The sequence below is a fragment of the Hydrogenophaga sp. 5NK40-0174 genome, assembly GCF_040372165.1.
Lineage (GTDB): Bacteria > Pseudomonadota > Gammaproteobacteria > Burkholderiales > Burkholderiaceae_C > Hydrogenophaga.
This window is the reverse complement of the sequence record NZ_BAABWG010000003.1, coordinates 247,202-260,953: the sequence shown is the minus strand read 5'-3', so window position 1 is coordinate 260,953 and position 13,752 is coordinate 247,202. Positions and strand designations below refer to the sequence as shown.

Annotated in this window: 10 protein-coding genes, 1 pseudogene and 1 riboswitch; of the genes and pseudogenes, 10 read left to right on the top strand and 1 reads right to left on the bottom strand. The window is 60.9% G+C overall.

Translation table 11 applies throughout. The annotated features are described in order from the left end of the window. Positions 1-609 precede the first annotated feature (609 nt). The 3 genes from ABWV89_RS10725 (at position 610) to ABWV89_RS10715 (ending at position 2,797) form a co-directional block, all read left to right on the top strand. Positions 610-1,188 carry a KdsC family phosphatase gene (locus ABWV89_RS10725; RefSeq protein WP_353396469.1) on the top strand — a complete coding sequence of 193 codons (579 nt, stop codon included), beginning with the start codon at positions 610-612 and terminating at the stop codon, positions 1,186-1,188. Next, positions 1,185-1,895: an LPS export ABC transporter periplasmic protein LptC gene (gene lptC / locus ABWV89_RS10720; RefSeq protein WP_353396468.1), complete on the top strand. Its 711-nt coding sequence runs from the start codon at positions 1,185-1,187 to the stop codon at positions 1,893-1,895. Before ABWV89_RS10725 ends, lptC begins: the two co-directional genes overlap by 4 nt. 86 nt (positions 1,896-1,981) lie before the next feature. Continuing rightward, complete coding sequence (locus tag ABWV89_RS10715; protein WP_353396466.1) at positions 1,982-2,797, top strand: SDR family oxidoreductase; 816 nt, start codon at positions 1,982-1,984, stop codon at positions 2,795-2,797. Positions 2,798-2,876: 79 nt separating this feature from the next. On the opposite strand, the gene rbp is transcribed toward ABWV89_RS10715, so the two are convergent. Beyond that, positions 2,877-3,269: an RNA-binding regulator gene (rbp, locus tag ABWV89_RS10710; RefSeq protein WP_353396464.1), complete on the bottom strand. Its 393-nt coding sequence runs from the start codon at positions 3,267-3,269 to the stop codon at positions 2,877-2,879. 422 nt (positions 3,270-3,691) lie between these two features. Next, positions 3,692-3,767, top strand: a riboswitch (SAM riboswitch). Positions 3,768-3,864: 97 nt separating this feature from the next. On the opposite strand from rbp, the gene metX reads away from it, so the two are divergent. The 7 genes and pseudogenes from metX to ABWV89_RS18880 all read left to right on the top strand — a co-directional run. Then, positions 3,865-5,094 (top strand): homoserine O-succinyltransferase MetX, encoded by a 1,230-nt coding sequence (metX, locus tag ABWV89_RS10705; RefSeq protein ID WP_353396462.1) that lies wholly within the window; start codon positions 3,865-3,867, stop codon positions 5,092-5,094. Then, the gene (gene metW, locus ABWV89_RS10700) at positions 5,091-5,672 is read left to right on the top strand and encodes a methionine biosynthesis protein MetW (RefSeq protein WP_353396460.1); all 582 of its coding nucleotides are present in this window, start codon (positions 5,091-5,093) and stop codon (positions 5,670-5,672) included. The genes metX and metW overlap by 4 nt, the downstream gene beginning before the upstream one ends. Before the next feature lie 258 nt (positions 5,673-5,930). Beyond that, positions 5,931-7,493, top strand: a complete 1,563-nt coding sequence (locus ABWV89_RS10695; protein WP_353396458.1) for a methyl-accepting chemotaxis protein — start codon at positions 5,931-5,933, stop codon at positions 7,491-7,493. Between the two features lie 203 nt (positions 7,494-7,696). Next, on the top strand, positions 7,697-8,227 hold the full coding sequence (locus ABWV89_RS10690; protein WP_353396456.1) for a chemotaxis protein CheW: 531 nt from the start codon (positions 7,697-7,699) through the stop codon (positions 8,225-8,227). A gap of 21 nt (positions 8,228-8,248) precedes the next feature. Beyond that, positions 8,249-10,438, top strand: a complete 2,190-nt coding sequence (locus ABWV89_RS10685) for a methyl-accepting chemotaxis protein (RefSeq protein WP_353396454.1) — start codon at positions 8,249-8,251, stop codon at positions 10,436-10,438. Positions 10,439-10,484: 46 nt separating this feature from the next. Further along, positions 10,485-12,239: a methyl-accepting chemotaxis protein gene (locus ABWV89_RS10680; protein WP_353396452.1), complete on the top strand. Its 1,755-nt coding sequence runs from the start codon at positions 10,485-10,487 to the stop codon at positions 12,237-12,239. Positions 12,240-13,072: 833 nt separating this feature from the next. Next, positions 13,073-13,702: pseudogene (locus tag ABWV89_RS18880) on the top strand (methyl-accepting chemotaxis protein); the annotation flags it as partial. Positions 13,703-13,752: the final 50 nt, after the last annotated feature.

Sequence of the window (13,752 nt, the reverse complement as noted above, 5' to 3'; positions counted from 1 at the left end):
GGGCGGCGCGATGCGGACCGGGAAACCCGGATCCGCCGCACCCTCGGATTGACTGCGCCGCCTCACTTGAGGTGGCTTTGGGAACAACCACTGTCGTAGAGGCCTCGCCTGCTCATGGTGCGCCCACGGGAGCGTGCCAACCTTGCCGCTGCGCGGCTTGTTGGCCGGCTGCAAGCGAGGCACGCTGGACTCCGCAGAATTGTGTGCGCGAGACAAGCGCCCAACTGACAAGCCGCAAAGCGGCAAAGTCAGCTGGGCGCCGTGGGCGTGAAAAACAAGGTCGAGGCTCCTACGACAGCTTCATCGAAATGCATGTACCCCCAACCCCGGTGGCGACGCATCGAGCCGTAGAAGCCGAGTCGGAGACCAGAAGCCAAATGAGAGCTCCCCCTTTCCGCCCGGCGGGGTGGAAAGGGGGCTGGGGGGATAGGGGGGATAGGGGGGAAAGAAAAGAAGTATGAAAGAAGAGAACGCAATGAGGTCCGAACTGAGTTGAACGTCGTCAGCAAGACAGAGTCTTACGCAAAGCAAACGTCAAAAAGGCCAAACTCCCATTCGGGGATGCCCCCTCACCCCCCAACCTCCCCTCTCTCCGGTTACGATCAAGGAATGTCTCCAGAACCGTCTCAGTCTTTGCCTCCTTTGCGTCCGGCGCTCCAGTTCCCGCCGGCGTTGCTTTTGCGTGCCCAGCCGGTCAAGGTGGTGTTTCTTGATGTGGATGGCGTTCTCACCGATGGCGGTTTGTATTTCACCGCCGAGGGCGAGACGACCAAGCGGTTTCATACGCTCGATGGACATGGGTTAAAGTTGATTCAGCGGGCAGGCATCACGCCAGTGGTCATCAGTGGGCGCGACTCCGAGCCACTGCGCAAACGCCTGAGTGCTTTGGGGGTGACGCACATGCGCCTGGGCACGGAAGCGAAGCTTGAAGCGGCGGAAGAACTCTTGGCGGAGCTTGGCCTGACATGGGCGGAAGCTGGCGCCATGGGGGACGACTGGCCTGACTTGCCCATGTTGCGCAGAGCGGCATTGAGCGTGGCACCGCCGGGAGCGCATCCGGAAGCGCTTGCGGTGGCCCATCTGGTGACCATGGCAGCAGGTGGTGCTGGCGCGGTGCGCGAAATGTGTGACCTGTTGCTGATGGCCGGCGGGCACTATGCGGCCTTGCTCGAGGAGGCCGGCGAATGAGTGCCGGGCAGCATCAGCACATGGCCATGCCCAACCAGGCAGACCAGTTGCCGCTGGCTGCATCCTCCGCAGGTGCGACGGGTGTGCGCAGGCGGGACCGGCTCTCGCGCCTGTTCGATCAGGTATCCATTTACCTGCCGGTGGTCTTGATGTTGCTGGTGGCGCTGGGGAGCTACTGGTTGCTCAGATCGACGCCCGAGCCCGTCATCCCTGAACCCGAACGCGAGCTCGTGCACGAACCCGACAGTTTCATGCGCGGATTTTCGGTGCGAGTGTTCAATGCCAGCGGGATGATGCGATCAGAAGTGTATGGCGCAGAAGCCCGTCACTATCCGGACAATGGCGAGACGGAAGTGGACAGCGCTCGCGTGAGGGCCTACACCGAAGACGGTCAACTGACGGTGGCGAACGCAGACACCATTACCAGCAATGCCCCGGGAACCAAGTTCGAGTTGCGGGGCAATGGCGTGGTGATACGTCAGGCAGGTGTGGACCCGGATGGCATACCCACACCGCGCATGGAATTTCACGGGGAATATCTGCATCTGACCACGATGCCCGAACGGATATTCTCGGATCAGCCTGTCCTCATCATTCGCGGCACCGACCAGATGAAGGCAGACTCGCTCCGCTATTGGGGTGATCTCAGGCGGTTGGTGCGAATGAAAGGCCGAGTGCAGGCCACGATTCAGCCAGGCAAGAAATAGCCCGAACAGCGGAGCGGACGACGCGCGTGATGCGCCTGTCTGCTCTCAGGCATCTGGGCCAAGCTTTTGACAGAGGAGATACCGGCATGAACCCGAATACCCAGTCGCAGCCGCTGGTTCTCATCACGGGAGGCTCCAGCGGGATCGGGCAGGCACTGGCCAAACGATTTGCGGCGGCTGGCTGGCGGCTGGCATTGGTGGCCAGGCGCACGGAGGCCATGCAGGCCTGGGCTGATGAGCAGGGTTTTGGTCCCGAGCGCTGTCAGGTGTATGGCGCCGATGTGGCCGACGTGGCGGACATCGTGGAGGCCGGCAAGCGCTGTATCGAGCGACAAGGCTTGCCCGATGTGGTGATCGCCAATGCCGGGATCAGCGTTGGCATGGATACCGCAGCGCTGGAAGACATTGATGTCATGACGCGAACCTTTGCGGTCAACAACGTTGGCATGGCGGCCACTTTCCATCCGTTTCTCCAGCTGATGCGCCAAAGAGGCTCGGGGACGTTCGTCGGCATCGCCAGTGTTGCCGCGATTCGGGGCTTGCCAGGGCACGGCGCCTATTGCAGCAGCAAGTCGGGTGTGGTGGCGTATTGCGAGTGCCTGCGTGGCGAACTCAGAGGATCCGGCGTGGGAGTGGTGACGCTGCTGCCGGGCTATATCGACACGCCGCTCACGAAGGAAAACCGCTACCCGATGCCGTTCCTCATGACGCCTGAAGGGTTCGCAGACAAAGCCTATGAGGCCATTCGGGCGCAGGTGAGCTACAGGGTGATTCCCTGGCAGATGGGGGTGGTCGCCAAGCTGCTGCGGCTATTGCCCAATGGCCTTTTCGACAAGCTGCTTGCCGGGCGCCCACGTAAACACCGGCAGGGCGAAGGCCGGGAGCCGGAAGAGCGTTCGTGAATGGGCGAAAAAAAACCTGCCGGAAACGGCAGGTTTTTTTTGTCTTGATCACCGGCTGGTGATCGATTGGGCTGACGGATCAGTAGCCCTGGTTGCGACGGCCACCGCCGTTGCCATAGGGGCTGCGGAAGCCGCCGTCCTGGCCGCCACCACCGCCACCACCGAAGCCGCCTTCACGACGGCCACCGCCGAATCCGCCGCCACCAGTGCGGGGAGGACGTGGGGTCATGGGACGGGCTTCGTTGACCACGAGGTTGCGGCCGCCGAAATCCTGACCATTCATGCCTTCGATAGCGGCTTGCGCCTGCTCATCGCTGCCCATTTCGACAAAGCCGAAACCCTTGGAGCGACCCGTGTCGCGCTCCATCATGACCTTGGCGCTGCCGACTTCGCCAAAAGCCGAGAAAGCTTGTTGCAGGTCATCGTCGCGCACGGAGTAAGGGAGGTTACCGACGTACAGTTTATTGCCCATTGTTGGGACTCCTAGAAACACAAAAAAATAAAGCGATGGAGCCCCGTTAGCACAAGAGGTCTGTAGCGCGCGAAACCTTCCAATCACCGACACACGAAAGCCGATCGAAAATCGGTTTCGTATTCGCATTATGCGCTTGCGAATTTCATCGCGTGTGACTTTTTTCGTAACGCAATTTGTCAGGCCTTCACGCATGGTTGAACTACAACATTTGTGGTGCGAATGCTTCAGAAACCGTAGCGGTTGCGCCACTGCAAAGCATGGTCACTTCCCTTGCATTGGGGTAGGGCCACCGGAAATGTCGTGTGAATGTCAATGAACGGCTTGCTTTGTTGATTCTGCGAAACATGCGCTTGCTGGCTGGCAAGGGTTGGTATCCCACGGAGGCGGGCACTCCCTTGGCTTCCCGGAAATCGATATACTGTGCCTTCAGCGCCGATTTGTTCCGGATTGCGGGCGCTTTAGAAATGCCGCTAAAGGGGAGATTCCCGGTCTCGCCTTTGAGTGACCTTCCAGTCACCACGGCGGCGCCGGGTTTTTTGTTGTCTGTTGCCCAGAGAAGGCTCGAGGCCACGGGCGAAATGAAAGCGTACCGTTGATCGTCACGCCCCAGACCTTTCGATTTGAAGAGCCGCTGCCCTTGCAAAGTGGCGCGGTGTTGCCAGCGTATGAGCTGGTGGTGGAAACCTATGGCCAACTCAATGCCGACCGATCCAATGCGGTGCTGATATGCCATGCCCTCAACGCCTCCCAGCATGTCGCAGGTGTCCATGCCGATGAATCCGGCAATGCCCTGCCCAGGAGCGAGGGCTGGTGGGACAACATGGTGGGGCCGGGCAAGCCGGTGGATACCGACCGCTTTTTTGTCATTGGCGTGAACAACCTGGGATCGTGCTTTGGCTCAACAGGGCCCACCCACATCAACCCGGCGACCGGGCAGGCGTGGGGCGCGGACTTTCCGGTGGTCACAGTGGAGGACTGGGTCAATGCCCAGGCCCGACTGCTCGATGCCATGGGAATCGACACGCTGGCCGCCGTGATGGGGGGCAGCCTGGGAGGCATGCAAACCCTTTCCTGGACGCTGCAATACCCGGATCGGGTGCGTCATGCCGTGGTGGTGGCCAGCGCGCCGAACCTGACGGCGGAGAACATCGCGTTCAATGAGGTCGCCAGGCGAGCCATCGTGACCGACCCGGATTTCCATGAGGGGCATTACTTGCGGCACAACACGCTGCCCCGCCGGGGCTTGCGCATTGCGCGCATGATCGGGCACATCACCTACCTCAGCGATGACGTGATGAATGCCAAGTTCGGGCGCCAGCTTCGGCCGGCCGATGTGGGATCTGCGGCGCAGGCGGCGGTCGCTTCGGGGGGGGACACAGAGCAGGCGCAGACACAACCCTGGCCCTATCGTTACTCGACCCAGGATGTCGAATTCCAGATCGAGAGCTACCTGCGGCACCAGGGCAACAAGTTCAGCGAGTACTTTGACGCCAATACCTATCTGCTGATCACGCGCGCACTGGACTATTTCGACCCCGCCGGCGCTTTCGGAGGGGATCTGTCGGCGGCACTGGCGCGGGCCACGGCCCGCTTTCTGGTGGTCAGCTTCTCTACGGACTGGCGCTTCTCGCCCGAGCGCAGCCGCGAAATCGTCAAAGCGCTGCTCGACAACCGGCGCTCGGTCAGCTATGCGGAGATTGATGCGCCGCATGGGCATGACGCCTTCTTGCTCAATGACGAACGCTATCACCAGGCCGTGCGAGCTTTCTTTGACAAGACCGTGAGCCATGGCTTGGCAGGGCTGCAGGAGGCGGCAGCATGAGCCATCTGTCCATCATCGAACGCATTGCCCAGCTTGTTCCTGCTGGCTCGCATGTGCTGGATCTCGGTTGCGGTGACGGTGCATTGCTGTCTCACCTTCAGCAAACGCGCCAGTGCACAGGCTACGGCGTGGAGATCAGCGACCAGAAGGTGCTTGCCTGCATGGGCCGGGGCGTCAATGTCTTGCAGCTCAATCTTGAAGATGGCCTGACCATGTTTGAGGACAAGGCTTTCGATGTGGTTCTGCAGATCGATACGCTGCAGCATTTGCGCAATGCCGAAACCATGCTGCGCGAAACTGCGCGGGTCGGGCGCATTGGCGTGGTGGCCTTTCCCAACTTCGCTCACTGGCCCAACCGAATGGATGTCTTGCGAGGGCGCATGCCGGTGACCAAGCGGCTGCCATACCAGTGGTATGACACGCCCAACATCCGCGTCGGCACGTATGCAGACTTCGGGGTGCTGGCGCGCAATTGTGGGCTGAAGATTGTCGACAGCTTTGGCTTTCACGAAGGCCAGGAGGTGCGTCAATGGCCCAACTTGCTGGCCAGTACCGCAGTCTTCAAGCTATCGAACTGAATGAAAGCAGCGCATTAATACTTGATTCAGTGTTTGACGCTGAAGACCAAAGAAGCCGGCATTGAGTCGGCTTTTTTTTGTACTAAGGGCTCAAGAAATCGCAGACCATTGTCGAAATACCCAACAGTACCAGTTGATGCTCGATGCGGTGTCGTTCGGCCTCTCTGGTGTTTCGTTTGGTCTCGCCGTGAAACCTGTGGCCTTTCTTGAAGGGTGAGGGCTGGCGGGATCAGGCATCTTCAAATCCGGAGGATGGTCATGAAGTCTCCCATGCGAGTGCAGACCCAGTTGATGGCACTGGGCGCTGTGTTTGTCGGCCTGCTGTGTGTGGTGGCAGGCCTCGGAATCTACGAGAGCCTGGAGCGCAACAAGGCGATGCTCAGCATGTATGAGGATCGGGTGGTGCCGCTCAAGCAACTCAAGAGCATTGCCGACATGTACGCGGTCAACATGGTGGACACTGCCCACAAGTACCGTGATGGCGCACTGAGTCAGGAAGAAGCGCTGAAGGCCATGGCAGACGCCAAGTCAGTCGTTGACGCCGAGTGGCAAGCCTATACCGGAAACAACCTGGTGCCGCAGGAGCGGGTGCTGGTCACGAAATTCGAGGCCGCGCGCGAGGTGACCGACGCCTCGGCCGCCACTTTGGAGCAGCTGATTGCGAACGGAGACAGGGAGGGCCTGGCCCGCTATACCGCCGATCAGATGTACCCGGGCTTCGATCCCTTGCAAGGGGTGATCGGTGATCTCATTCAGGTGCAGCTCGATGTCTCAAAACAGGTTCACGACGATGGTGAAGATCAGATCGGCTTCCTGATCGCCCTGAATGGTGCTGTGTTGTGTCTGTCCTTGCTGATCGGTACAGCCGGTGTCCTGTTCTTCTCGAGGCGCTTGCAGCGTCAGCTCGGCGGTGAGCCCCATGAAGTCAGTGCCGTGGCCAGGGCTATCGCTGATGGTGATCTGTCTCACGAAATCCGGGTGCCATCCCACGCCGGGAACAGCGTGATGGCGGCCATGGGGCAGATGGCCAGCCAGCTCAATCGGCTGGTGGGACGGGTTCGCGAAAACGCTGAGCAGGTCGCAACCGCCAGCTCGCAGATCGCCACCGGCAATCACGACCTGAGCCAGCGCACCGAAGAGCAGGCCAGTGCCTTGCAGCAGACGGCGGCATCCATGGAGCAGATCGGTTCGACGGTCAAGAACAACTCAGACAACGCCGAGGAGGCCAGTCGCCTGGCCGTTCAGACCACGAATGAGGTCGTGACTGGCGGAGAAGTGGTGGGCAATGTGGTGCAGACCATGCGCGGCATCGAAGAGTCGTCACGCCGGATCAACGACATCATCGGGGTGATTGACGGCATCGCTTTCCAGACCAACATCCTGGCATTGAACGCCGCGGTCGAGGCGGCGCGGGCCGGGGAGCAAGGCCGGGGTTTTGCTGTGGTGGCGGGCGAGGTGCGTACCCTGGCGCAGCGCAGCGCGGCAGCTGCCAAGGAGATCAAGGAGCTGATCTCGGCCAGCGTGGGTCAGGTCGAGCAGGGCACCGCTTTGGTGGATCAGGCAGGCGAGACCATGTCGCGCACTGTGGAGTCTGTTCAGCGCTTGCGCGATCTGGTGGCAGAGATCAGTCACGCCAGTCGGGAGCAGGCCACTGGCATGGGCCAGGTGGGCCAGGCTGTCAGTCAGATGGACCAGACCACGCAGCAGAACGCCGCATTGGTCGAGGAAAGTGCGGCGGCTGCCAGCAGCTTGCGAGACCAGTCAGAACTGTTGGTGCAGGCGGTCTCTGTCTTCAAGACCCGCCAGATGACACTGAACTGACCCTCTCCCGACGTCGCATGGCGTCGCGGAAATTCATCACGCGACGCGATGAATCGCAGAGCCTCCGAGTGCGTACTTCGGTATGCAATTGGAGGCTTTTGCGCATTGGAGTACCGACAAGTGGCTGTTTTTCTGCGCTTCAGGATGGAACACTTCGGCCGATAGTCCTAGGACCTTGACAGTGTTTTTTGAGGATTCCAACCATGGACATGCAGAACGAAGCAGCTTCTGTGGGCCGTCAGGACGGCACAAGAGCCATCGCGGCACACAATGCCAGCCACGCAGAATTCCTGACCTTTCGCCTGGGAGGCGAAGAGTACGGTATCGACATACTGCGCGTGCAGGAGATTCGCTCCTATGAGGAGCCGACCCGTATTGCCAACGCACCTTCCTTCATCAAAGGCGTGGTCAACCTGCGCGGCGTGATTGTGCCGGTGGTCGACCTTCGCATCAAGCTCGGGTGCGAGTCGGTGGAGTACAACGGATTCACCGTGGTGATCGTGCTCAATGTGCATGGACGCGTGGTGGGTGCAGTGGTCGACTCGGTCTCTGATGTGCTGGAGCTGGACAAGGAGTCCATCAAGCCCTCTCCTGAGATGAATACCTCGGTCGACACGACTTTCATCACCGGCATCGCCAGTGTCGGCGAACGCATGCTCATCCTGATGGACATTGCCGCGTTGATGTCCAGCGCCGACATGGGCCTGATCGACATGTCCCAGCAACTGCAGTGATCTGACTCGGAGGGTAGCCGAATGGCACGCAATTCCAAAGAAACCTCGAGCGGCACGAAAACGCTGAAGGCATCGGTCGCACGCAAGGTAGCGCTGCTCTCCGCCGCGGCCATGGCGATTGTGCTGATCAGCATCAGCGCAGTCATGGCGCTGGTCGCCGAAGACCGCTCCCGCGACCGCATCGTGCTCTGGGTGGGAGACAAGGTCGACTCGATGGCCCACTCCATCGATGCGTTTGACAAGACCGCGCGGGAGATGACCGCCAAGGCCTACATTCCATTCCGGAACAAGTTCACCCACTCCTTCGAGCTGGACGTCGAGAACAACACACTGTCGAACCAGCTGATGGTGATCAACGACAACTTGCTCGACGTGGACGAATTCAGTGCCAACACCGGCGGTGTCGCCACGGTGTTCATGCGCACGGGAGACGACTTTCTTCGTGTGACGACGTCGCTGAAAAAGCAGGACGGATCGCGCGCCATGGGAACGACGCTTGACCGAAACCACCCGGCGTACAAGATGATGCTCGATGGCGGTACGTACACAGGCCCGGCCACCCTGTTTGGCAAGCAGTACATGACCCATTACGAGGCTGTCAAGGATGACGCCGGTCAGGTGGTGGGCATCCTGTTCATCGGTTTCGATACGAGTGACTTCCGCGCGTCGCTGAACAAGCTGGTGGACGAAACCCGCTTCTTCCAGTCGGGTGCCGTGACCGTGATCGACCCACGCGCCAGTGACGAAGACGCCGTGTTTGTCATTCACCCCACGCTGACGGGCAAGAAGGTTCTGGAGGCACTGCCCGAGGCTGGGCCGATGCTGGCTGCGATGCGATCAGAGAAGTCCGCCTGGATCGACCCCGGGTATCCGCTGATCAAGCCTGACCTGAGCAGCCCCTGGCTGGTCAAGCGAGAGGCCGAGGCGGGCGGCTGGTGGGTTGTGGCTGAGGTCTCTGACACCGAAGCCATGGCGACCCATTGGGAAACCATCTACTCCTTCTGGGCGCTTCTGGCGGGTGCCACGCTGATCACCGGCATGTGCATTTTCTGGCTGGTGCGACGTCATGTGAGTCGCCCGCTTCAGGACCTGGTGGCCATGATCACGCGGGTTTCCTCTGGCGACCTGTCGCATGCCTTTGGCAGCCAGCGCAAGGATGAGGTGGGTCTGGTCGTCAATGAAATTGAGAACATGCGGGGCCGTTATGTCAGCATGGTGACCGACCTCAAGCATGCGGCCGGCAACATCAACAGCGCTTCGAGCGAGATTGCCACCGGCAACCAGGATCTGAGCGGCCGGACCGAGCAGGCCGCCAGCAACTTGCAGCAAACGGCTGCCAGTATGGAAGAGCTGACCAGCACGGTCAGCCAGAGCGCCGAGGCCGCGCGCCAGGCCAACCAGCTCGCCGCCAGTGCAGCCGAGACGGCCCAACGTGGTGGTCAGGTGGTCTCCCAGGTGGTTGCCACCATGGACGAGATCAACAGCAGCAGTCAGAAGATCAGCGACATCATCGGTGTGATCGACGGCATCGCTTTCCAGACCAATATCCTGGCACTCAACGCGGCCGTGGAAGCGGCGCGGGCCGGCGAGCAGGGCCGAGGTTTTGCCGTGGTCGCAGGAGAAGTGCGATCGCTGGCGCAACGCAGCGCCGAAGCGGCCAAAGAGATCAAGGGCCTGATCGGCGCGAGCGTCGAGAAGGTGGAAGATGGCTCCCGCCTGGTAGGCGAAGCCGGGTCCACCATGGGTGAGATCGTCAGCTCGGTCCAGCGTGTGACCGACATCATTGGCGAGATCACCGCTGCAACGGGTGAGCAGAACGACGGCATCAATCAGGTCAATGTGGCTGTCAGCCAGCTCGACCAGATGACGCAGCAAAACGCAGCGCTGGTGGAGCAAAGCGCGGCTGCCGCAGAAAGCCTGAGAGATCAGGCGCGTCGCCTCTCCGATGTGATTGGTGTGTTCCGTGTGGATGGCGCGGGCGCAGATTCAGGAGCGGTGGAGACGGTCGAAATCAAAGCCATGAAGCCGGCTGCAGCAACGCCCAAGAAGGTGGCTGCGCTGGGCTCCTCCGCACCGAAATCGGGGGCGCCGGCCGTTGAAGCGCCACCGGCCGCCGCGGCCAAGGCCAAGGCGCCGACGCCTCCAGCGCCACAGCCCATTGCCAAGTCCACCGCCTCAGGCTCGGACGAAGGTGATTGGGAGAGCTTCTGACAAGGGCGTGCGAAGCTGAGTTCTTATCTGCATCGGGTAAATCGAAATGAAAGCAATTGACAACTTGAAGGTAGGCGTTCGCCTCGGTATCGGCTTCGGTGCCGTGATGGCTGCACTGCTGGTCGTCGCGGTGCTGGCGTTGCTGGGTCTGCAGCATGCCGCAGCCGATGAACGCGAACAGATCGAAGTAGACAGGCGTGCCGCGATGGTCAGTGAGTGGGTGATGAGCACCCGCCTGAACGCGACCCGGATGCTGGCGATCGGCAAGTCGGACAACAATCCGCAGGTCCAGTCATACTTCAGCCCTCTGATCAAGGAAACCAGCGCCCGCATCAGTGAACTGCAGACCGTGCTCACCGAGAAGATCACCGATCCAGAGGGCGTTGCGATGCTGGCGAACATTGGTGAGAAGCGTGCGGCGTACCGCAAGGCCCGAAGCGACTACTTCGAGCTGGTGGCCATCTACGATCCCACGGCCACTGAAGCGCTGGAGCAGAAAGTGCTGCCGGCGGTCAACGATTACCTGGGTGCGATGGAAGCGCTACAGGCGCACGAAGCGGCGATCGTTGACGCTGCCATTGAAGAGTCTGTTCAGGACATCCAGTTCCTGATCGGCGAGCTGATTGCCGCGGCTGTTGTCGGCATGCTGATTGCAGTGGCTTTGGCTTTCATCATCACCCGCTCTGTGACGCGTCCGCTCAAGTCCGCTGTGGAAGCAGCCAATGCAGTGACCAACGGCGATCTCACGCGCAGCCTGAGCTCTCAGCGAAAGGATGAGCTGGGCGACCTGCTCAATGCCTTGTCCAAGATGAAGCATTCCTTGCATGATTCGATCACGCAAGTGCGCAGTGCTGCCGAGAGCATCAACTCGTCATCGAGCGAAATTGCGGCCGGCAACCAGGATCTGAGCGGCCGGACCGAGCAGGCCGCCAGCAACTTGCAGCAAACGGCTGCCAGCATGGAAGAGTTGACCAGCACGGTCAGCCAGAGCGCCGAGGCCGCGCGCCAGGCCAACCAGCTCGCAGCCAGTGCAGCCGAGACAGCCCAGCGTGGTGGTCAGGTGGTCTCCCAGGTGGTCGCCACCATGAACGAGATCAACAGCAGCAGCCAGAAGATCAGCGACATCATCGGTGTGATTGACGGGATCGCCTTCCAGACCAACATCCTGGCGCTCAATGCAGCCGTGGAGGCGGCACGGGCCGGCGAGCAGGGCCGAGGTTTTGCCGTGGTTGCAGGAGAAGTGCGATCGCTGGCGCAACGCAGCGCCGAAGCGGCCAAGGAGATCAAGGGCCTGATCGGCGCGAGCGTCGAGAAGGTGGAAGATGGCTCCCGCCTGGTGGGCGAAGCCGGGTCCACCATGGGCGAGATCGTCAGCTCGGTCCAGCGTGTGACCGACATCATTGGCGAGATCACAGCGGCGGCCGGCGAGCAAAGCGATGGCATCAATCAGGTCAATGTGGCTGTCAGTCAGCTCGACCAGATGACGCAGCAAAACGCAGCGCTGGTGGAGCAAAGCACGGCTGCAGCGGAGAGCCTCAAAGGGCAGGCACATCGTCTGTCTGATGTGATCAAGGCCTTCCGGATCAGCGGCGGATCGTCCGACGAATCGATTGTGGATGTGCCGGTGAAAAGGGCGCTGCCCAAGCAGCAAACCACAAAGGAAACCAAGAAACTGGATGCAGGTTCCTCTGGCTCAGCAAAGCAGCTGCCGCCAGCGGCCAAAAAGGCGCCAGCGCCAGCATTGCCCAAAGCGGCACCGGCAGGAGCCGCGGGCGATGATGGCGACTGGGAGTCGTTCTGAATGACTGACTGCCGAAACGGCAGTCCAGGCAAGGGATGAATGAAATGACAGCGAAATCTGACTTACAAAGAGGCGGGAAGCACACGCCCCGTCAAAAGGTTCTGGGCGATCAGGTCATGCTCATGGCGGTATTGCTCAGCTCGGCGTTCTCGGCCGGTCTGGGGTTCTTCTACTACGAGCCAACAGTTGGCCTGATCGGTGCAGTAGCAGGCGCTGCACTGGGCGCCGGCGTCTATGCCATGTTCAAGGGCACGGCCATCTCGAGGTTCGTCCTGGCGACGGTGCAAGTGGCTCAGGTGGCGCTGCATATCCAGCTGGCCCACGGCGAACTCGAGTACCACTTCGGCGTATTCGTCACTTTGGCCTTGCTGCTGGTTTACATGGACTGGAAGCCTGTGGTGTACGCGGCAGGATTGTTCGCGGTTCACCATGTTCTGTTTGATCGCCTGCAGGCAGCTGGCTTTGGCTTCTACTGCATGCAGGAGGCCAACTTCATGCGCGTGCTGCTGCATGCCGGGTACGTGGTGGTGCAGACAGCGCTGGAGATCGTACTGGTATCGGGCATGCGCCGCCGGGCTCAGGAAGGCGAAGAACTGGCCAAGCTGGTATCTGCAGTCGACCGTGCCGATGGCATTGCGCTCAATGTGTCCGCCATCGCAGTGAGCACGCCACGTGCGGAAGCTCTCAAGAGCACTTTGCTGCGCATGCAGAATGCTGTTTCTGCCGTTCAGGCCTCGTCCAGCCATATCGAGGCGGCCAGTCGCGAAATTGCCTCGGGCAATCAGGACCTGTCCTCCCGAACCGAGCAAGCCGCGAGCAGCCTGCAGCAGACGGCGGCCAGCATGGAGCAGATCAACAGCACGGTGCGTCAAAGTGCCGATGCGGCCAACCAGGCCAGCCAGATGGCAGCGGCCAACGCCGATGTGGCCACGCGGGGCGGCCAGGTGGTCAGCCAGGTGGTCTCGACCATGGAAGAAATCCACCAGAGCAGCCAGAAGATCAACGACATCATTGGCGTGATCGATGGCATTGCCTTCCAGACCAACATCCTTGCCCTCAACGCGGCGGTGGAAGCTGCGCGAGCGGGTGAGCAAGGGCGCGGCTTTGCTGTGGTGGCGGGCGAAGTGCGATCGCTGGCGCAACGCAGCGCAGAGGCGGCCAAAGAGATCAAAGGCCTGATCGGTGCCAGCGTCGAGAAGGTGGAGAACGGCACGCGGCTTGTCGGCGAGGCAGGCGCCACCATCAGCGAGATAGTTTCCAATGCGCAGCGCGTGGCGGACATCATCGGCGAAATCACCGCAGCCACCAATGAGCAGTCTGGCGGCATCGGCCAGGTTCACTCTGCTGTCAGCCAGCTCGACCAGATGACCCAGCAAAACGCCGCACTGGTTGAGGAGAGCAGCGCAGCTGCAGAGAGTCTTAAGGACCAGGCGATCTCGCTGAACGAAGCGATCTCCGTCTTCAAGGCCTGATCAGCACCTACCTGATCTCCACTGGTCGAAGAAAGACAGGC